Source organism: Streptomyces sp. NBC_01451 (assembly GCF_036227485.1).
Taxonomy (GTDB): domain Bacteria; phylum Actinomycetota; class Actinomycetes; order Streptomycetales; family Streptomycetaceae; genus Streptomyces.
The window spans coordinates 425,068-444,123 of the sequence record NZ_CP109479.1; the positions used below are offsets into that span (position 1 = coordinate 425,068).

The 19,056-nt window shown below is 72.0% G+C and carries 16 protein-coding genes; 10 read left to right on the plus strand and 6 right to left on the minus strand.

Going from position 1 to position 19,056, the window contains the following annotated elements:
- Window positions 1-56: 56 nt before the first annotated feature.
- The gene (locus tag OG595_RS01895; RefSeq protein ID WP_329267086.1) at window positions 57-497 is read right to left on the minus strand and encodes a pyridoxamine 5'-phosphate oxidase family protein; all 441 of its coding nucleotides are present in this window, start codon (window positions 495-497) and stop codon (window positions 57-59) included.
- Between the two features lie 290 nt (window positions 498-787).
- Between OG595_RS01895 and ppk2 the strand changes: the two genes are divergently transcribed.
- The 5 genes from ppk2 to OG595_RS01920 all read left to right on the plus strand — a co-directional run bounded on the left by ppk2 (window position 788) and on the right by OG595_RS01920 (window position 6,088).
- Window positions 788-1,591 carry a polyphosphate kinase 2 gene (gene ppk2, locus OG595_RS01900; protein ID WP_329267087.1) on the plus strand — a complete coding sequence of 268 codons (804 nt, stop codon included), beginning with the start codon at window positions 788-790 and terminating at the stop codon, window positions 1,589-1,591.
- A gap of 402 nt (window positions 1,592-1,993) precedes the next feature.
- Window positions 1,994-3,712: a SulP family inorganic anion transporter gene (locus OG595_RS01905; RefSeq protein WP_329267089.1), complete on the plus strand. Its 1,719-nt coding sequence runs from the start codon at window positions 1,994-1,996 to the stop codon at window positions 3,710-3,712.
- 146 nt (window positions 3,713-3,858) lie between these two features.
- Complete coding sequence (locus OG595_RS01910) at window positions 3,859-4,323, plus strand: cyclic nucleotide-binding domain-containing protein (protein WP_329267090.1); 465 nt, start codon at window positions 3,859-3,861, stop codon at window positions 4,321-4,323.
- Window positions 4,324-4,361: 38 nt separating this feature from the next.
- The gene (locus tag OG595_RS01915; RefSeq protein ID WP_329267091.1) at window positions 4,362-5,072 is read left to right on the plus strand and encodes a CBS domain-containing protein; all 711 of its coding nucleotides are present in this window, start codon (window positions 4,362-4,364) and stop codon (window positions 5,070-5,072) included.
- A 17-nt stretch (window positions 5,073-5,089) separates the two neighbouring features.
- Window positions 5,090-6,088, plus strand: a complete 999-nt coding sequence (locus OG595_RS01920) for an Acg family FMN-binding oxidoreductase (RefSeq protein ID WP_329267093.1) — start codon at window positions 5,090-5,092, stop codon at window positions 6,086-6,088.
- Between the two features lies 1 nt (window position 6,089).
- On the opposite strand, the gene OG595_RS01925 is transcribed toward OG595_RS01920, so the two are convergent.
- The 3 genes from OG595_RS01925 to OG595_RS01935 form a co-directional block, all read right to left on the minus strand.
- Window positions 6,090-7,871, minus strand: a complete 1,782-nt coding sequence (locus OG595_RS01925) for a serine/threonine-protein kinase (RefSeq protein ID WP_329267095.1) — start codon at window positions 7,869-7,871, stop codon at window positions 6,090-6,092.
- 171 nt (window positions 7,872-8,042) lie between these two features.
- Window positions 8,043-8,918 (minus strand): PhzF family phenazine biosynthesis protein, encoded by an 876-nt coding sequence (locus OG595_RS01930; RefSeq protein WP_329267096.1) that lies wholly within the window; start codon window positions 8,916-8,918, stop codon window positions 8,043-8,045.
- A 97-nt stretch (window positions 8,919-9,015) separates the two neighbouring features.
- On the minus strand, window positions 9,016-9,615 hold the full coding sequence (locus OG595_RS01935) for a sigma-70 family RNA polymerase sigma factor (RefSeq protein WP_329267098.1): 600 nt from the start codon (window positions 9,613-9,615) through the stop codon (window positions 9,016-9,018).
- A 140-nt stretch (window positions 9,616-9,755) separates the two neighbouring features.
- On the opposite strand from OG595_RS01935, the gene OG595_RS01940 reads away from it, so the two are divergent.
- Window positions 9,756-10,781: a MerR family transcriptional regulator gene (locus OG595_RS01940; RefSeq protein WP_329267099.1), complete on the plus strand. Its 1,026-nt coding sequence runs from the start codon at window positions 9,756-9,758 to the stop codon at window positions 10,779-10,781.
- 2 nt (window positions 10,782-10,783) lie between these two features.
- Here the strand turns inward: OG595_RS01940 and OG595_RS01945 are convergent, their stop codons facing one another.
- Together OG595_RS01945 and OG595_RS01950 are read right to left on the minus strand one after the other, a co-directional pair.
- Window positions 10,784-12,181 (minus strand): cryptochrome/photolyase family protein, encoded by a 1,398-nt coding sequence (locus OG595_RS01945; RefSeq protein WP_329267101.1) that lies wholly within the window; start codon window positions 12,179-12,181, stop codon window positions 10,784-10,786.
- A gap of 167 nt (window positions 12,182-12,348) precedes the next feature.
- A complete protein-coding gene (locus tag OG595_RS01950) occupies window positions 12,349-14,529 on the minus strand; it encodes a glycoside hydrolase family 36 protein (protein ID WP_329267103.1) in 2,181 nt (726 codons plus the stop codon).
- A 105-nt stretch (window positions 14,530-14,634) separates the two neighbouring features.
- Here OG595_RS01950 and OG595_RS01955 point away from each other — a divergent pair, with 105 nt between their 5' ends.
- The 4 genes from OG595_RS01955 (at window position 14,635) to OG595_RS01970 (ending at window position 19,037) form a co-directional block, all read left to right on the plus strand.
- Window positions 14,635-15,681 carry a LacI family DNA-binding transcriptional regulator gene (locus OG595_RS01955; protein WP_443072942.1) on the plus strand — a complete coding sequence of 349 codons (1,047 nt, stop codon included), beginning with the start codon at window positions 14,635-14,637 and terminating at the stop codon, window positions 15,679-15,681.
- 155 nt (window positions 15,682-15,836) lie between these two features.
- A complete protein-coding gene (locus OG595_RS01960; RefSeq protein WP_329267106.1) occupies window positions 15,837-17,171 on the plus strand; it encodes an ABC transporter substrate-binding protein in 1,335 nt (444 codons plus the stop codon).
- A gap of 49 nt (window positions 17,172-17,220) precedes the next feature.
- A complete protein-coding gene (locus tag OG595_RS01965) occupies window positions 17,221-18,150 on the plus strand; it encodes a carbohydrate ABC transporter permease (protein WP_329267107.1) in 930 nt (309 codons plus the stop codon).
- Between the two features lie 101 nt (window positions 18,151-18,251).
- On the plus strand, window positions 18,252-19,037 hold the full coding sequence (locus tag OG595_RS01970) for a carbohydrate ABC transporter permease (RefSeq protein WP_329282577.1): 786 nt from the start codon (window positions 18,252-18,254) through the stop codon (window positions 19,035-19,037).
- The last annotated feature ends 19 nt before the right edge of the window (window positions 19,038-19,056 follow it).

The window sequence follows — 19,056 nt, forward strand, 5'->3', positions numbered from 1 at the left end:
GCCGGAGTCCGCCCGGGAGGGCAACGGCCTTGAAGCGACAGCTGTCCGACGACCCGTCAGGGCGTGAGGTCGACGCCGTACATGGTCCGTCCGCCGATGAGTGCCCGTCCGGTCACCAGTTCGGGCTCGATCCGGACGAAGACCTCCTCGGGCGAGGGCGCCCAGGAGTGCGGGCCGGTCCGGGTCAGCCGCTGGTGCTCGACGGGGTCGGTCACCACGGCGGCCGAGCCGGTGACGACGACGCTCCAGCCGGAGTGGGTGGCCGCGTCGACCTCGTCGGCCTCGAAGGCGACCACCGCCCCGTCGATCGCCCGCACCAGTTCCGAGTCCGCGGAGGTGCGCAGCAGCACCGCGTCGTCGTGGTCCAGGCCGAAGTTGACCGGGAGGACCGCGGGCAGGGCCTGGCGCGTGTGGACGATACGGCCGACAGGTGTCCTGGCCAGCAGGCGCAGGCACTCCAGCCTCTCGAGTTCACGGAATCCGTCGTTGGGATACATCAGCCAGTCCGTCTCTCGCCGGGTGCGGCGGTCTTGCCGGGAGGGTCCATCGTGCGCCGGGCGGGAGCCGGGAGTGAGGGGCCATCGGTCCCGGCCGATCCGGAGAACGGCCCCCGGCACAGGACCCGCGGTCCGTACCGGGCACGGACGCGGACCTCCACGCCGCCCGGCAGTGGACATGCGGGGTGCGCGGTTCGTCGCCGGTCAGTACGGTGCTGCTGTCCTGGTGTTCGCCCTGGGCATCGCGACTCCCCGGGTCATCGGCTCGGGTCCCGGACGGTGGAGGCTGCATGGCCGGCAAGAAGACGACGACGCTTCCGCGCAAGGTGTACGAGCCGGAGCTGCTGCGCCTGCAGACGGAGCTGGTGAAGCTGCAGGAGTGGGTACGGGCGGAGGGCGCCCGGCTGGTGGTCGTGTTCGAGGGCCGGGACGCGGCGGGCAAGGGTGGCACCATCAAGCGTGTCGCGGAACACCTCAATCCACGGGTGGCCCGGATCGCGGCGCTGCCGAAGCCGACCGAGCGGGAGCGCACGCAGTGGTACTTCCAGCGGTACGTCGAGCAGTTGCCGGCGGCCGGGGAGATCGTGCTGTTCGACCGCAGTTGGTACAACCGGGCAGGTGTCGAGCATGTGATGGGCTTCTGCACGAAGGAGGAGCACCAGCTCTTCCTCCGGCAGTGCCCGATCTTCGAGCGGATGCTGGGCGAGGCCGGCATCCTGCTGCGCAAGTACTGGTTCTCGGTGAGCGACGCGGTGCAGCAGGAGCGGTTCCGCCAGCGCCTCGTCGACCCGACCCGGCGCTGGAAGCTCTCGCCGATGGACCTGGAGTCGATCACCCGCTGGGAGGCGTACTCCCGGGCCAAGGACGAGATGCTGGTCCACACCGACATCGCCGAGGCACCCTGGTACGTCGTCGAGAGCGACGACAAGCGCCGGGCGCGGCTGAACATGATCGCCCACCTGCTGAGCACGCTTCCCTACCACGAGGTCCCGCCGCCGGTGCTGGAGCTGCCGCACCGGCCGCCGTCGACCGGGTACGAGCGTCCGCCGCGCGATCTTCAGACGTACGTCCCCGATCATGCGGCGGGTCTCTGAAGCGTCCACGCCGGGCATGCTCTTCACTCCTGGATGTGGGGTGGCGGAGACCTTTCGGCCCCCGCCACTCCTCCCGCGGTCAACGCAACCAGTGGTTGCGGTCGACGAACGGGAGCCTGACCGAGGCCCTGCCGAGACCCCAGGTGACGCCCGCACCGACGGCCACTCGGCTCCGACGGTGATCCCTTCAGGGACGGTCGGAGCATGGCCTGACACCATCCACTGTCGCGGCACCAGGCGGGCACCACAGGATGCCGAAGGGCCATGACCGCGGGGCCGAACGGCTTCGCCCACAGGGCCTGTTGGCTGCGGGACGCCTGTCTGCGGGCATTTCACGGCGCCCGGTCCTCGCGGTCCTCCGCCCGTCCGTGGATCATGAGGTCATTCGGCAGAAGGAGGCCCATGTCCCAGAGCCCGGGCAGACCCGTTCCCGCGTGGCGCCGTCCCGTGCCGGGGCTCCACGCGCTCCTCGGCTACCGGCGGGCCTGGCTGCGCGGCGATCTGCTGGCCGGGGTGACGGTGGCCGCGTATCTCGTGCCGCAGGTGATGGCGTACGCGGGTGTGGCCGGGCTGCCGCCGGTCGCCGGGCTGTGGGCGATCCTGCCCGCGCTCGCCCTGTACGCCCTGTTCGGCTCCTCGCGTCTGCTGTCGGTCGGGCCCGAGTCGACGACAGCGCTGATGACGGCGACCGTGGTCGGTCCGCTGGCCGCGGGAGACCCCGGTCGTTACGCCACACTGGCCGCCACCCTCGCGGTCTCGGTGGGACTGCTGTGTGTCGTGGCGTGGGCGGTGCGGCTGGGCTTCGTCGCGGACCTGCTCTCCCGGCCGGTCCTGGTCGGCTACCTGGCGGGCGTGGCACTGATCATGATCGTGGACCAGTTGCCCAAGCTCACCGGCGTCAGCACCACGGGCTCCGCCTTCTTTCCCCAACTGTGGTCCTTCGTAAGCCACTTGTCGAAGGTTCACCTGGCCACGCTGCTGTTCGCGGTGATCCTGCTCGCCTTCGTCCTCACCGTGGCCCGTTTCTTCCCCGCCGTGCCCGGCCCCCTGCTGGCCGTGGTCCTCGCCACGACGGCCGTGGCCGTCCTCGGTCTCGACGACCGACACGGGATCAAGGTGATCGGCGAGGTCCCGGCGGGGCTGCCCGGCCTGGCCGCCCCCGACCTGACCGAGCTGCCGCATCTGGTGCTGCCCGCCCTCGGTGTCCTTCTCGTCGGCTACACCGACTTCATCCTCACCGCGCGGGCCTTCACCGGCCGCACCGCCGACGACGACGGCCCCGGCCTCGACGCCAACCAGGAACTGCTCGCCCTGGGCGCGGCCAACCTCGGTGCCGGGGCGGTGCACGGTTTCCCGGTCAGCAGCAGCGCCAGCCGCACCGCGCTCGCCTCCTCGGCCGGCGCCCGCTCCCAGGCGTACTCCCTGGTCGCCGCCGCTGTCGTGCTCGCCGTCCTGCTCTTCCTCAGTCCCCTGCTGACCCGTACGCCCTCGGTCGTGCTGGGCGCGCTCGTCGTCTACGCGGCCCTGCGGATGATCGACCTGGCCGGCTTCCGGCGGCTGGCGGCCTTCCGGCGCCGTGAGCTGCTGCTGGCGCTCGGCTGCCTGACCGGCGTGCTGGCCCTGGACATCCTGTACGGGGTACTGGTCGCCGTCGGTCTGTCGGTCGCCGAGCTGCTGTCCCGGGTCGCGCGCCCGCACGACGCGGTCGAGGGGGTGGTGCCCGGGGTGGCCGGCATGCACGACGTGGACGACTACCCGCAGGCCCGCACGATCCCGGGGCTGCTGGTCTACCGCTACGACTCGCCCCTCTTCTTCGCCAACGCGGAGAACTTCCACCGCCGGGCCCTCTCCTCCGTGGACGAACAGGAGGACCCCGTCCGCTGGTTCGTCCTCAACGCGGAGGCCAATGTGGAGGTCGACATCACCGCCCTGGACGCCGTCGACGCGCTGCGCCTCGAACTGACCCGCCGGGGCATCGTCTTCGCCCTCGCCCGCGTCAAGCAGGACCTCCGCCACGATCTGGACGCGTACGGCCTGACGGAGTCCGTCGGCGCCTGCCTCATCTTCCCCACCCTGCCGACGGCCGTGGCCGCGTACCGCGAGTGGGAACGGGCCCAGTAGGCCGCGAGTCCCCGGCCGTACGCCACCGACATCCGCGTCGGGCCCGCGTGGCCCGGTGGTGGGGCCGATCGGCCCATGGCTCGGACCGGCCCTCCGGACGAGTCTGGAGGGAGGCAGGTTCGTCAGCACGCCCCGGAGGTCCCGCCATGAACACTCCTCCCACCCCCAGCATGCTGCGGGCGCTGCCCGCCGAGCACCGCGACCGGCTGATGCAGGTCGCCCGTGAGGTGTCGTTCCCGCAAGGAGTCCGGCTCTTCGAGGAGGGCGGACGCGCCGACCGGTTCTGGATCATCCGCACCGGAACCGTCGACCTCGACATGCGCGTGCCCGGCCGGCGGGCGGCCGTCATCGAGAGCATCGGCCACAACGAACTCGTCGGCTGGTCCTGGCTGTTCCCGCCGCACACCTGGCAGTTGGGCGCCTCGACGACCACGCCGGTGCGCGCGTTCGAGTTCGACGCGACGGCGGTCCGCTCGATGTGCCGGGACGACCCGGCGCTGGGCCGGTCGGTGTCCGACTGGGTGGGCAGCGTCCTCGCCCACCGGCTGCGCGCCGCCCGTACCCGCCTCCTGGACCTGTACGCCCCCTACGGCAGCGGCAGCCTCCTGTGACCGCGCCCCGGGAAGCCCGACAACCTACGGAGCACACCATGCACGGCACCCCGCACACCGTGAGTGACGTGATGACCCGCACCGTCGCCACCGTCGTCCGCGAGGCGCGCTTCAAGGAGATCGTGCGGACGATGCAGGAGTGGCGGATCAGCGCCCTGCCCGTGCTGGACGGCGAGGGCCGCGTCGTCGGCGTCGTCTCCGAGGCCGATCTCCTGCCCAAGGAGGAGTTCCGCGACAGCGACCCCGACCGGCGCACGCAGCTGAGCCGCCTGTCCGACCTGGCCAAGGCGGGCGGGGTGACCGCCGGGGAACTGATGTCCGCGCCGGCCGTCACCGTCCGCGCGGACACCACGCTCGCCCAGGCCGCTCGCACCATGGCCCATGGCCGGGTGAAGCGGCTGCCCGTGGTCGACGCACTGGGCATGCTGGAGGGCGTCGTCAGTCGGGCCGACCTGCTCAAGGTGTTCCTGCGGGCCGACGAGGACATCGCGGAGGAGGTCCGCCGGGAAGTGGTGTCGTACCTCTTCCCGGCGCCGGCGTCCGACGTACGGGTGGAAGTACGGGACGGAGCCGTGAAACTCCGCGGCCGAGTCCATGACACGGGTCTGGTCCCCGTCGCCGCCCGGCTCGCCAGGGCCGTCGAGGGAGTCGTCGACGTCGACTTCGAACTCACCGTGCACTCCCCCGCCACGGACTCCACGAAGCCGCCCGCCACGTCCCCGAAACGACCCGCCGCCCCGTCGGCGTAGGGCGGGAGGTGCTTGTGATGCCCCCTGCGACTCTCGACGTCCCCACCCTGGAGAAGCTGATCTCCGCGGCGGTGGCCGCCCCCTCGATCCACAACACACAGCCCTGGCGGTTCCGGCTCGACCCGGACATGGTGACGCTGGAGATCCGTGCCTCGACGAACCGGGTCCTGCGTCACATCGATCCGACGGGACGTGCGCTGCACCTCTCCGTGGGCTGCGCCGTCCTCAACCTGCGGGTGGCCGTCGCACACTTCGGCTGGGAACCGGTGACCCGGCTGCTGCCCAGCCCGGAGGAACCCGAACTGCTCGCGACCGTGCGGCTCGGCGGCACCACCGCCGCGTCCTCGACACCCCACCTGTACGACATGCTGTGGCGTCGGCACAGCAGCCGTTTCCCGTTCTCCGAGCAGCCGCCGCCCAGCGCAGTGCTGAGCGAACTCGCCGAAGCCGCCCACACGGAGGGCGCCGTGCTGACCCGTCCCGGCAGGAGTGAGACGGACCGCCTGCTGCGCCTGCTGCGCGAGGCGGAGCACCGCAACTCCGTCGACGCCGACCGGGCTTCGGAGAGCCGCCGCTGGGTGCACGAACCGAACGAGGCGGCGCTCGGCATGCCTCCCGCGACCCTGGGACCGCAGGACGCCAGAGAGCAGCTCCCGATGCGTGACTTCGGCGCCCACCGGCACCCTGGCGTGCTGACCGCCCGCCCGTTCGAGCAGCGCCCGTCGATCACCGTGCTCTCCACGGCGCACGACCGGCGAGCCGACTGGCTGCGCGCGGGCCAGGCCCTCGAACGCGTCCTGCTGGTGGCCACCGCCCACGGACTGCGCGCGTCGCTCCTGCACCAGGCGCTGGAGTGGCCCGACCTGCGCCGGAAACTCGTACGCGTGCCCGGCGGCGAGTCACGCGCCCATGCGCAGATGGTGCTTCGCCTCGGGTACGGGCCGGAGGGGCCTCCGTCTCCTCGGCGCACGGCGCGGCAGACCCTGTCCCAGGGTGAACCGTGGGCCTCCCGCTGAATCAGTCCTGGGCGGGCAACACCCTGGTCACCCTGCCCTTGGTGTCCGCCTCCAGAAAGCCGGAGCCGTAGTCGCCGGTCAGGTAGACGGCCATGCCGGCTGGCGAGTCCCGGAGGTCGTTGGGCAGCCTCACCATCAGGTAGCGGTTCTCGGGATCGTCGACGTTCAGCTTCCTGTCCGCCTCCTTCAGGAGCGCGGGGACCTTGTCCCAGTCGAAGGCGTCGAGACCGATCGGCCGGTCGCCGCCGAGGAGAGAACCCTTGATGATGTCTTTCTGGACGCCCTCGCCCGGGCGGTAGGTGTAGGAGTCGTACTTGGTGTCGCTGCCGTTGACCATCAACCGGGCGATGGCGTACTCCTCGTACACGGTGAAGTCGCAGAACCTGTTCCGGCCGGTCTCGCTCTCGAACGCCTTGATGACGGTGCGGATGCCGTCCGGGGTGAGCAGCGTGGTGGTTCGGGCCGCCTCGGACCGCTGGGCCGCCGGGGCGGTCGAGGTCTGCGACACGGTCGGCTGCGGGGCCGGTGTGGACGTCGAGGCGCCCGCGCCCCTGTCACCCGAGTCGCCTCCGAGAGGCAGCAGCCACCACAGGAGGACGGCGGCGAGCGAGGTTCCCGAGACGACGGACAGACCCCTGAGGCCGGGGCCGCGTCGGCGTGCCGCCGGTGCCGGTGCGGTCGCCGGCCGGAGCGTGATCGGCCCGGGGAGGACCGGCGGCGGCCCGAACCCGGCCGGAACGGCCGCGGGGACCGCGTCGGCGGGGGTGGAGGCAGGGGCGGGGAGCCCAGGAGCAGCCGGCGCGACCGGGTACCCGCCGGACGCGACGAACCCGGCGGGCGCGGCGGAGGTGAGCGGATCCGGTTGTGCCGCGGGGGCGGACGGCGGGCCCAGCGGGTAGGAGGTGGGCTCTTCCCACGAGGCCGTGGAACCGGCCGGAGCCGATTCGGCCTCGGCCAGCCTCCGGTCCAGTACCGCTGCGGACGGCCGCGCCGCCGGGTCCCGCACGAGGACGCTCATCAGGACCTCGCCGAGGGCGCCGGCCCGCACCGGAGGCGGCACGTCCTCGTGGAGGACCGCGGCGAGGGTGGCCAGGGTGGTGCCCCGGCGCAGCGGATGGTGGCCCTCCACGGCGGTGTACAGCATCATCGCCAGCGACCACAGGTCGGAGGCGGCTCCGCCCTCGTGCCCCGAGATGCGCTCGGGTGCCATGAAGTCGGCCGTACCGATGATGGAGCCCGTGGCGGTGAGGCTGGTCGCCTCGCGGATCGCGGCGATGCCGAAGTCGGTGAGCACCGGACGCCCGTCCGGCCGCAGGAGTACGTTGGCGGGCTTGACGTCCCGGTGCTCGATACCGGCCTCGTGCGCCGCGGCGAGCGCGGCCAGCACGCCCCGGCCGGTCCGCGCCGCCTCGGCCGGAGCCATCGGCGCCCGGGCCAGCCGGTCGGCCAGCGAACCCCCGCTGACCAGTTCCATCACGATCCACGGGTAGGTGCCCTCACCGCCGTCGACGATGTGGTGGATGGTGACGACGTTCGGATGGTCGATCCGGGCCAGGGCCCTGGCCTCACGCAGCACCCGCTCACGCAGCATGCGCGCGCCCTCGGGGTCGTACTCGGCCAGGTCCCGGTCGGGCGGGCGGACCTCCTTGACCGCCACCAGCCTGTGGAGCACCACGTCCCTGGCCCGCCAGACGGTCCCCATCCCGCCTCCGCCGAGACGCGCCTCCAACTCGAAGCGCCCGTCGACGACCCGCCGCCCGGTGCCTCTGTCTGCCTCACTCATGGACGGGAGCCTAGACGCCGCCACGGACACCGTTCGAACGGCGCCCGCCGTCACCTGCGGCAGATCGCGGCGCGCCCGGACTCAACTGCCGTACGGACGAATGCCGTCGGGCCGCCACGCGCGTGTCGGAGCCTGCTCGCCCAGGTCCGTACCGCCGTCATGGCCGGGTCTTCAGCCGATGCGCGTTCCCGCGCCGCCGACCCGGACACACGGGTCGCCCGCGCGCAGTGTCACCGTGAGTTCGCCGGGGCGGCCCAGGTCCTCGCCCTGGCGCAGGGTGAGAACGGTGTCCTCGGGGACCAGGCCGAGGTCACGGGCGTACGCCCCGAACGCGGCGGCTGCCGCGCCGGTCGCCGGGTCCTCGACGACGCCGCCGACGGGGAACGGGTCACGGACGTGGAAGACGGTGGCCGACTCCCGCCACACCAACTGGACCGTGGTCAGGTCCAGGCGGTGCATCAGGGTTTCGAGACGCTCGAAGTCGTACGCGAGATCCGCGAGGCGGGCGCGCGTGGCCGCCGCGAGCACGAGATGGCGGGCGCCGGCGAAGGCGATACGGGGCGGGAAGGCCGGGTCGAGATCGGCGGCCGGCCAGTCGAGCGCGGCCAGTGCCTCCGTGAGGTCGGTGTCGGTGACCTCCTCGATCTTCGGCTCGACACTGGTGAGCGTGGCGCGGAGCGTGCCGCCCTCCTCGGCCACCAGCACCGGCACGGTGCCGGCGCGCGTCGCGAACACCAGCTCACCGGGGCCCCGGCGCTCGGCGAGGGCGACGGCGGTCGCCACGGTCGCGTGCCCGCAGAACGGCACCTCGGCCCTGGGGCTGAAGTAGCGGATGGTGTACGCCCTGCCCTCCTCGCCACCCACGTCCTCCGGCGGCGCGGTCAGGAACGCGGACTCCGAGTATCCGAGGTCGGCGGCGATGGCCAGCATGTCGCCGTCGTCCAGTGCGGTGGCGTCCAGTACGACGCCGGCGGGGTTTCCGCCGTCGGGGGAGGTGGAGAAGGCGGTGTAGCGCAACACCTCGGGCCTCGGCGTGTTCGTCGTCATGCTCGTGGCAACACGGTGCGGGGCCATGGCTGTTCCCGGACACCGGCGGCGAGTGACGGGGACACTCCCAGGTCGCGGGCGCGGGCGGCGCGGAGCGTCACACCGCCTCCGCGTCGAAGGCGACTTCGAGCTCGCGCCTCAGCCGGTACAGTCCGCGCCGTGCGTGGCTCTTGACGGTGCCCAGCGGCCAGCCCGTGCGCTCGGCGATCTGGCTCTGGCTCAGGTCCTCGTAGAAGGCGAGCCGCAGCACCCGCTGCTGGGCCGAGGCCAGCTTGGCGAATTCGGCGCGCACCACCAGCCGGTCCAGGGCACCCTCCAACCGCTCGTCTGCGGGATCGGCCCGCACCGGCCAGGAGTCCACCGCGGCGACCAGTCGGCTGCGGCGGGTGCGTGCGGCGAGCGCGTCGGCGATCCGGTGCCTGGCGATTCCCACGATCCACCCGACGAGCGGACCGCGTTCCGGGCGGTAGCCCCGCCGGCCGGACCACACGCCGAGGAAGACCTGCTGGGTGACGTCCTCGGCCTCCTTCACGTCTCCCAGGGACCGCCAGGCAAGGGTGTGCACCAGCGCCGACCAGCGCCGGTACACGGCCGCAAGGCACGCTTCGTCGCCCGCGAGAAAGCCCCGGACCAGTTCCTCGTCGTCCGGCTGCCCGGTGGGCGGGGCGGCCGGAGCGGCACACTCGGACATGTTCATGACGGTGACTCCTTGCACGGAACGGATCCGGCGTCGCGATCCGGCGTACGACGGTTCTGTCATCGTCCGAGTCCGGGCACACGGCATCAACTCGCATCGATTCTGCGTCGTATAACGGGTCGAGGTCGTAGAGTCGGCCCATGGACGGCATCACGGGCGACAGCGCGGCGGATCGCTCCGGTGCGGCGCCCCAGGATGCCGCGACAGGTCTCACCACCGGCGCACTGGCCCGCCGGCTGGGCGTGTCGCCCACCACGCTGCGCTCCTGGGACCACCGCTACGGCATCGGTCCCGCGATCCGCCCCGACGGCCGGCACCGCCGATGGGCTCCGCACGACGTGGCCGTACTGGAGACGATGTGCCGGCTCACGTCCGCCGGTGTACCCCCCGCGGAGGCGGCCCGCGCCGCGCGCGAGACCGCGCCCGGCGCCCCGGGTGAGAGCCGGGCGCCCGCCGCCGTGCCGGAACCGGCACCCGGCGCCGCCTCCCGCGCGGCGGGCCCGCTTCCCCTGGGCGACGTGCGCCGGGAGTGCAAAGGGCTCGCCCGCGCCGCCGTACGACTCGACGCACCCGCCGTGGAGCAGCAGCTGGCCACGGCGGTCGGCACGCACGGTCTCGTGGTCGCCTGGCAGGAGGTGATGCTGCCGACGCTGCACGCCGTGGGCCGCAAATGGGCTTCGTCCGGGGACCGCTACGTCGAGGTGGAGCACCTCCTGTCCTGGCACGTCTCCACCACCCTGCGCCGCCTTGCCCGCCCCGCGGCCGACTCCGGCCGCACTTCGGCGCCCGGACCGGTGGTCCTGGCCTGTATGCCCGAGGAGCAGCACACGCTGGCACTGGAGGCGCTCCACACCGGTCTGGGCGAACGGGGACTGCCCACCCGGATGTTCGGATCCGCGGTTCCCGCGGAGGCGCTGCTCGCGGCGGTCGACCGGCTCGGCCCGGTGGCCGTCGTCCTGTGGGCGCAGTCCCGCTCCACGGCGAGCCTGCCACTGGCCCGGCGCGTCGCGGGCGCCCGGTGGGGCGTGAAGGGCGCCCGCCGCAGTCCCGTAGTGGTGCCGTGCGGGCCCGGCTGGCTCGGCCGGGCCGACCCGGGGATGCCCCGGCCCGCGTCTCTGAAGGACGCCATGGACACCCTGGAGGCCCTGTACATACAGGGCCGGTGAGGTCACCTGGGTGGTGGGGCGACGACCCGGTCGAGACCACGGGCCCGCTTGAAGCGGTCGAGCCCGTCCGACAGGCCGACGATCGGGTCCGGATAGTCGACGGCTGCGCGGTCCAGGCCGCGCAGTTTCCACGGCTCGTGCACCACCGCTCCCGGCAGGGACCGCAGTTCGGGCACCCAGCGGCGCACGTACGCGCCGTCGGGGTCGTACCGCTTGGCCTGGGTGACGGGGTTGAGGACCCGGTTGGGCCGTGAGTCGGTCCCGGTACCGGCCATCCACTGCCAGTTGAGCTGGTTGTTGGTGACATCGCCGTCCACCAGCAGGTCCAGGAAATACCGGGCTCCGACGCGCCAGTCGACGTACAGCGTCTTGGCGAGGAAGCTCGCGGTCAGCAGGCGCCCCCGGTTGTGCATCCAGCCCTCGTGGCGCAACTGGCGCATCGCGGCGTCGACGATCGGGTATCCGGTGCGGCCCTCCTTCCAGGCCTCGACGTCCTCCCGGGCTTCCGGCTCCGAGCGCCAACGGTCGTTCCTGGTGCGGTAGTCGCGGACGGCGGCACCCGGGCGGGCCGCGAGCACCTGACGGTGGAAGTCGCGCCAGGCGAGCTGCCGTACGAAGGCGTCGGCGCCCGGTCCGCCCGCCCGGCGGGCCCGGTGGACGAGTTCGACGGCGGAGAGGGTCCCGAAGTGCAGATGCGGGGAGAGCCGGGAGGTGACATCGCCCGCCAGGTCGTCGTGCCCCTCCTCGTACGTCGCGACCCCGGCTCGCAGCCACGCGCCGAGCCGGGCGCGCCCTTCGGTCTCGCCGCCGGCGGCGAGCCCTGCCGAGAGTCCGGGCAGTCCGCTCCGGGACGGCAGGGGCTCGGAGCGGATGTCCTCCGGAACCCGCACCGTGCGCGGTGCCGCGAGCGGCTCCCGCAGAGACTGCTGCGACCAGTGCCGGAAGTACGGCGTGAAGACGGCGAAGTGGTCCGAGGAGGCCGGGACCACGGCACCCGGGGCGACGGCGACGGTCACCGTGTCGTGCACGTGCAGGCGCACACCGTCCGCCTCCAGGGCGCGGCGCAGCCGGTCCTCCCGTCGGCGGGCGTGAGCGCTGACGTCGGCCGCCATGTGCACCTCGTCGGCGCCCGCCTCGGCCGCGACCCGGCACACCTCGCCGGCAAGGTCGCCGTGGCGCACGACCAGCCGTCCGCCCCGCTCGCGCAGACCGGCGTCGAGGTCGCGCAGACAGTCGGCGAGGAAGGCCAGCCGGTTGGGGACGGCGAACCCGGCGCTGTCCACCGCCGGGTCACGTACGAACAGCGGGACGATTCCCCGCCCTCCTTCCAGGGCCGCCCGCAGCGGCGGATGGTCGTGCAGACGCAGGTCGGAGGTGAGCAGGACGACTGAGACGTTCATGCTGATCACTTCCGGGGGCGGGCCCGGTCCGGATGCGCCCCGGACGGAAGTCCTGTCGCCGACGGCAGCCGCCCGCGCCTTCTCGCGGCCCCACTCGACGAACGACGCCGCTCCTGTCGGCGTGAGTCAGGCGCCGGTGCCAGGCCCGCCCGCGTTCCCGGTCCGCCTCACGCATCCGAGGTGAGCCGGATCAGCAGCACGGCGGGCGTACGCGGCAGCGACACCCGCAGTCCGTTCCCGTCCGCGTCCCAGACCGCCGAACCGGCGGCGGGAGCGGACGGGTGCAGGATCTCCGCACGTACCTCCCGGCCCGTCAGGTGCCCCACCGGCAAGTGGAGTTCCGGCTCGCCGCCGCGGCGCCACACCGAGAGGTAGGACGTACGGTCACCCGGCACGCGCATGCCCAGGGCCAGCCACTCGTCCGTCCATCCCGGCAGACCGAGCGGCCAGAACGGCACGGCCTGGGTGAGATCGCCGCGGAGTGTCCTGTACACGGCCACCGCGTCCCGCACGAGGCCGAGCTGGTGCTCCGACATCCGGTCCAGATGGCCGGAGAGATGGATCCGGCCGAGCAGCGCCCCGCCCAGGGTGAAGGTGATCAGGTCGTCGTCGAACCCCGGCTGCGGGTAGGCCCAGACGGCGCCCTGCTCGGGCGGGACGGCCGTCGGCGCGGCGGCGGCGATCGGCGGGCAGAGCAGGGGGTCCTGCTGGTCGCTGGTGGACTGGAGCTGGGCGACGGCCAGTGTGGCCCCGTCCATCCGCATCCCGCCCGAGGCGCAGTTCTCGATCACCAGCCCCGGGTGCCGGTCCAGCACCTCCGAGAGCCAGTCCAGGTACGCCTGGGCGTGGCCGAGCAGCCCGGCTCCGGGCGCGATGTCCCCGGGGGCGCAGGTTCCCGGGTCGACCACGATGTTGTAGTCCAGCTTGAGGTAGCCGACGCCCCAGTCGCCGACGATGCGGTCGACGGTCTTGTCGAGGTGCGCGCGGGCGGCCGGATGCCGCAGGTCCAGCTGGTGGCGGCCCTGTTCGGTGATGCGTACGCCGTCCCGCTGGAAGAAGGCCTCCGGCGGGAGTTCGGACGCGACGGGGCTGCGCACACCCACGACCTCCGGCTCCAGCCACAGGCCGGGCACCATGCCGCGCTCCCTGATCCGGTCCAGGACCGCCCGGATTCCGCCGTCGGGGAAGCGTCGCGGTGAGGGCAGCCACTCCCCGACGCTGTCCCACCAGCCCTCGGTGCTGTCGTCGTACCAGCCGGAGTCGACGCAGAAGTACTCCGATCCGGCCCTGGCGGCGGCGTCGATCAGCGGCAGCAGTTTCTCCGTCGTCGGGTCGCCCATCAGGGTGTTCATGTAGTCGTTGAAGACGACCGGCAGGGTGGTGTGGTCGGGGTGCGGGCGGCGTACGGCACGGCGGTACGAGGTCAGGGCGGCGAAGGCGTCGTCAAGGCCGGACCCGAGAGCCAGGACGCCGGGCACGGTGGTGAGTCCGGCGCCGGGCGCGAGCCGGACGCGCCACTGGTGTTCCGCGTCCGTGGGTCCGTTCAGCGCCAGATACGTGCCGTGGTCGCGCTCGCCCAGGTCCCAGCGCCAGCCGGCCGGGGACTCGACCTGCCACAGCCAGGTCCGGTCGCCGTCGCGTTCGGTGAGGGCGCCCATGGCGAGGTGCCCGTCGGTGGGCCAGCTGCCGCGTCCGGTCAGGGTCAGCGCCGCCCGGCTGTCGTGCTGGTGGACGTCGACGTGGATGTCGCTGACGGTGTCGCGCAGCGGCTCGGTGTGCCATCGGCACTCCGCGAGCCAGTCGTTGCGGGCGCGGTGGATGTCGAGGCGGTCGGGGGAAGGGAGGGCGCCGAGCAGCAGACTGCTGACGGACTGGACGACGAGGGGCTCCTGTCCCCCGTTGCGGAGGCGGACGCGGGAGCGCAGCACGGGCACTCCGAGGGGTGAGGACAGCTCGACGAAGACGGTCAGCGCGCTGACGGGATCGTGGAGTTCGACGGTCAGGTACGTCCAGCCGCCGGCTTCCCGGGCGGTGTGCCGCAGATGTCGCAGCCCGGCGCCGAAGGCCGTTCCGGTGAATCGGGGGCCCGACCAGCCGCTGCCGTGACCGAGCGCGGTGAGTTCCACGAGGTGGAGGGGGGCTTCAGGGCCGGGTACGGACGCCGGAGCCGCTGCGGGAGTCCTCCCGTGCGGCGGGGGCGGGGAGTCGGGTCGGGTCAGCCGGACCAGCCGCAGGACCTCGTCGGCGCCGGTGGCGAACTCGGCCTCCAGGGCGCGGTGACCCCAGACGAAGTGCTGCTCAGTGGTGGTGCGGGGGGCCGTGCCCGCCGTGTCCGACGTACCGGTCAACGTCTTCCCCTCCCGATGGCGCCTGCGCCGACGGTCTGATTCCGCCGCGTGAATCGACGGTTACGGTCTCTTGACGACCCTCATGTGACCGGTCACAATCCTGGCATGAATGTGACCGGTCACACAAGACGCTCAGTGAGCATCCGGGATGTCGCCACCGCGGCCGGAGTCTCCTACCAGACCGTCTCCCGGGTGATCAACGACCACCCCAGCGTCAAGCCGTCGACCCGCGACAGGGTGCTCGCCGCCATCGACGAACTGGGCTTCCGGCGCAACTCCACCGCGCTCGCTCTCGCCAGCGGACGCAGCCGTGCCGTGACCGTGCTCACCTCCAACACCACGCACTACGGCTACGCCTCGATCCTCCAGGGCATCGAGGAGGCCGCCCGCGCCGCCGCGTACAGCGTCGGCGTCGGTGTCCTCGAATCGACCGACGCGGCCGACGAGGCCGCCATCGCCGGCCAGGTGCGGCGGGCCGCGGACTCGGGCGGCGGACTGATCGTGATCGCATACGATCCGGCCGGTGTACGGGCCCTGGGCGCCGTTCCCCCCGAGCTGCCGGTCGTCGGCGTCGTCGAGACCCCCGCCAGCCCGCCCGGCGACGACCGTCCCTGGGTGTGGGCCGACGACCGCGAGGCCGCCTACGAGGCGACCCGCCATCTGCTCTCGCTCGGCCACGAGACCGTGCACTACGTCGCCATCCCCTCCAGCACCCGCCGCACCAGCGCCCGGACGACCGGCTGGCAGCAGGCGCTCCGGGAGGCCGGAGCGCCGGAGCCCCGTCCGCTGCAAGGGAGTTGGGGCCCCGCGGGCGGTTACGCGGCGGGCCTCAAGCTCGCGGGGAAAACCGACGTCACCGCGATCCTGTGCGGCAACGACGACCTCGCCCTCGGGGTGATCCGCGCCCTCCACGAGGCGGGCCGCTCCGTCCCCGGCGAGGTGAGCGTGGCCGGGTTCGACGACGCCCCGCACTCCGCCTATCTCACCCCGTCGCTGACGACCGTACGCCTGGACTTCACCGGCCTCGGCCGGTCCGCGTTCGCCCTGCTGCACGGCGTGCTGGAGGAGTCCGCGCAGATCGCCCCGCACCCCGTCTCCGTACCGGAACTGGTGGTGCGGGAGAGCTCGGGACCACCGCCCGCCCGCGGGTGAGATCAGCTCCCGCTCCGCCGGTCACCTCTTCTCCCCCGCTTCCCCTCTCCCCTTCTCCCCCTCTTCGCTTCCCCCGCTTGTTCCGCCCGCTCGCACCTTCTCAGCCGGACCGCTGCCCGATCCGCCCACCTGAGCCCGTTCGCGAAAGGCACATCATGACGAGAAGAGCCCTCCCAGCGCTGGCGTTCATATGCGCCGCCGCCCTGTCCGTCACCGCATGCAGCGACCCCACCGCCGGGGACTCCGGTTCCTCCGCCGACTCCGGCGCCGAGCAGACGAAGGTCGATCCGACCGCCCGCCTCGACGGCGTGAAGCTGACCATGTGGACCGCGCAGAACACCCTCAACGCGCCCAAGCAGGTCATCGACGCCTTCGAGAAGGCCACCGGGGCCGAGGTCGAGACGCAGGCGATCCCCGACCTGTACGAGCAGAACGTGCCGACCAAGCTCGCCTCCGGCGACAGGCCCGACCTGATGTTCTGGCAGCCGTCCATCTCCACACTGCCCTTCATCCAGCCGAAGCAGAACCTCCTCACCCTCGACGGGGAGGAGTGGGTGCCGAAGCTGGGCGACACCGAGAAGTCGCTCGGCGTGATCGACGGCAAGCGGTACGCGGCGATCGTCACCAGCCCCGCCATGCTCGGCGTCTACTACAACAAGGACGTCTTCAGGAAGGCCGGGCTGAGCGAGGCCGATTTCCCCAAGTCGTACGACGAGTTGCTGGCCCTCGGGAAGACCGTCACGGAGCGGACCGACGCGGCCGGCTTCTACGAGGCCGGTGGCGACAAGTGGCCGCTGCAGTGGCAGATGCAGGTCCAGCTCACCGACCTCGACAAGCAGTGGTGGGCCGACCTCAACCGGAACAAGGTGAAGTGGACCGACCCGGTCGTCGTCGGCGCCATCAAGAAGTACAAGGAGAAGCTGCTCGACGCCGGACTCGCGCAGAAGAACTACAGGACCGGCACCTTCACCGGGCAGGCCGACTCCCTCTGGAAGGGCGAGTCGGGCATGGTCCTCAACGTCACCTCGTTCCAGAGCCAGTTGCAGGCCAAGTACTCCACGGCCGAGATCGACAAGAGGATCGGCTGGTTCCCGGTCGCCAACTCCTCCGCCACCGGCCTGTACTCGCCCGACCAGACCAACGGCGTCGTCGCCTTCAGGACGGGTGACGAGAAACGGCAGAACGCCTCCCGGCAGTTCCTGGCCTTCTGGCTCGGCCCTGACTACGCGGACTACATCAAGACGATGAAGATCCCGTCCGTCGAGCCGTCCGTACCGACCCCCGCCGGTCTCCCCGAGGCGTCGATGGCGCAGGTCAAGGCGCTGCCCACGGCCATCGGTGTCTTCCAGGCCAAGGCGATCGTCGCGCCCGACACCCACCTGTACCTCGCCGACATGCTCTACGGCAAGAAGAGTCCGCAGCAGGTCGCGCAGGCGATCCAGGACCAGTTCGCGCAGGTGGCCAAGGCCCAGGCCGCGCCCGGCTTCTAGTCGCCCTCCGCAACGGCCTCCGGACCGACCGACTGGCAAGGACTTCCCGATGGCGGACACGGCCATACGCACGCGCACGCAGAAACCGGTGCCCGCCAAGGGCCGGGCGGGAAAGGCGGGACGGCTGCCCCGCGCCGCCGTCCATCACCCCTGGTGGTTCGCCCTTCCCGCGATCGTCGTCTTCGCGGCCTTCTTCCTGGTGCCGAATCTGCTCAACTTCTACTACCCGTTCACCAACTGGTCCTCGTACCACCCGGACATCGCGTTCACCGGCCTCGACAACTTCACGACCATCGCCCAGGACGGCTCACTCCTGCGGGCCATCCGCACGACCCTGCTCTACGCCCTGCTGGCAGCTGTCTTCCAGAACGGCTTCGGGCTCGGTCTGGCCCTGCTGCTGGAGGCGGACACCCGGTTCAACCGGTTCTTCCGTGCCGTCTTCTTCCTGCCCGTGCTCATCTCCGCGCTCGCCACCGGCTACGTCTTCCAGTCCCTGTTCAACCAGGACGGCGCCGTCAACGGCCTGCTGGGCACGGACATCCCGTGGCTCGGCTCGACGACCTGGACGCTGTTCCTGGTCACCGTCGTCCACGGCTGGAAGTGGATGGGCCTGTCCATGCTGATCTATCTCGCCGGACTCAAGGGCATCCCGGGCGAGATGCTGGAGGCCGCGAAGTGCGACGGCGCCGGGCCGTGGCGGACTTTCTGGTCGGTGCGCTGGCCGATGCTGGCGCCCGCCCTCACCTTCAACGTCACCACGGCGCTGATCGGCTCGATGAACACCTTCGACATCGTGCAGGCCACGACCGGCGGCGGGCCCGCGGGCTCCACGGAGGTCTTCAACATCTACATGTTCCGGATCTTCGGACAGGGCCTGTACGCCCAGGCCTCCGCGATGAGCCTCGTCCTCTTCCTGGTCGTGGTCGCCGTCGCGATCCCCCTCGTCATCGGACTGCGCCGAAGGGAGCAGTTGCTGTGAGCACCGCCGCGAGTCCCGTATCCGCCGCGGATCCCTCGTGCGCCGTACGTCGCGCGTCCGCCGTCAACCCCGCCTGGCGGTACGGCCGTCCGGCGCTCGTCCTGCTGCTCGCGGGGCTCGCCGTCGGCGTACCGCTGTGGCTGGTCGCCGTCACCTCCGCCAAGCCTCAGGCCGAGGCGATCACCCCGAACCTGGACCTGCCACGGCACTGGCAGCCGGGCAGCAACTACGAAGAGGCCGTCAGCCAGGGCGAGATGCTGCACGGCTTCCTCAACTCCCTGCTGGTCGTGGTGCCTTCGGTCGCCCTGGTGCTGATCCTCGGGGCCGGCGCCGCCTGGGTCTTCGCCCGCCGCAAGTCGAAGCTGGTCGCGGCGGCGTACGCGCTCTGCATCAGCGGACTGCTGCTGCCGCCCGCCGTCATCACCGTCGTGATGGAGCTGCGGCAGCTGGGCCTGGCGGGCACCCGGCCCGGGATGATCGCCGTGTACACCGGGATGTACCTGTCCACGTCGGTCTTCTTCATGACCGGCTTCATCCGGGCCATCCCCGTGGAGCTGGAGGAGGCCGCGCGGATGGACGGCGCGTCGCCGCTGCGGATCTTCCGGCAGATCATCCTGCCGCTGCTCAGGCCGGTCATCGCCACCGCGACGATCATGGTGATGCTCTACGCCTGGAGCGACGTCTTCTACGCCTTCTTCGTCCTCGGCGGCGGAGACAGGGCGACCCTGCCGCTCAACCTCTACAAGGTCGCCAGCGCCCAGCTGTACCTCAACAACTGGCATCTCGTCTTCGCGTACGTCGTGGTGATGAGCCTGCCCATGGTCGCCATCTTCCTGGTGGCCCAGCGAAAGATCGTGTCCGGAATCACCAGTGGAGCAGTCAAATGACCGGAGGTCCCTCAGCGTG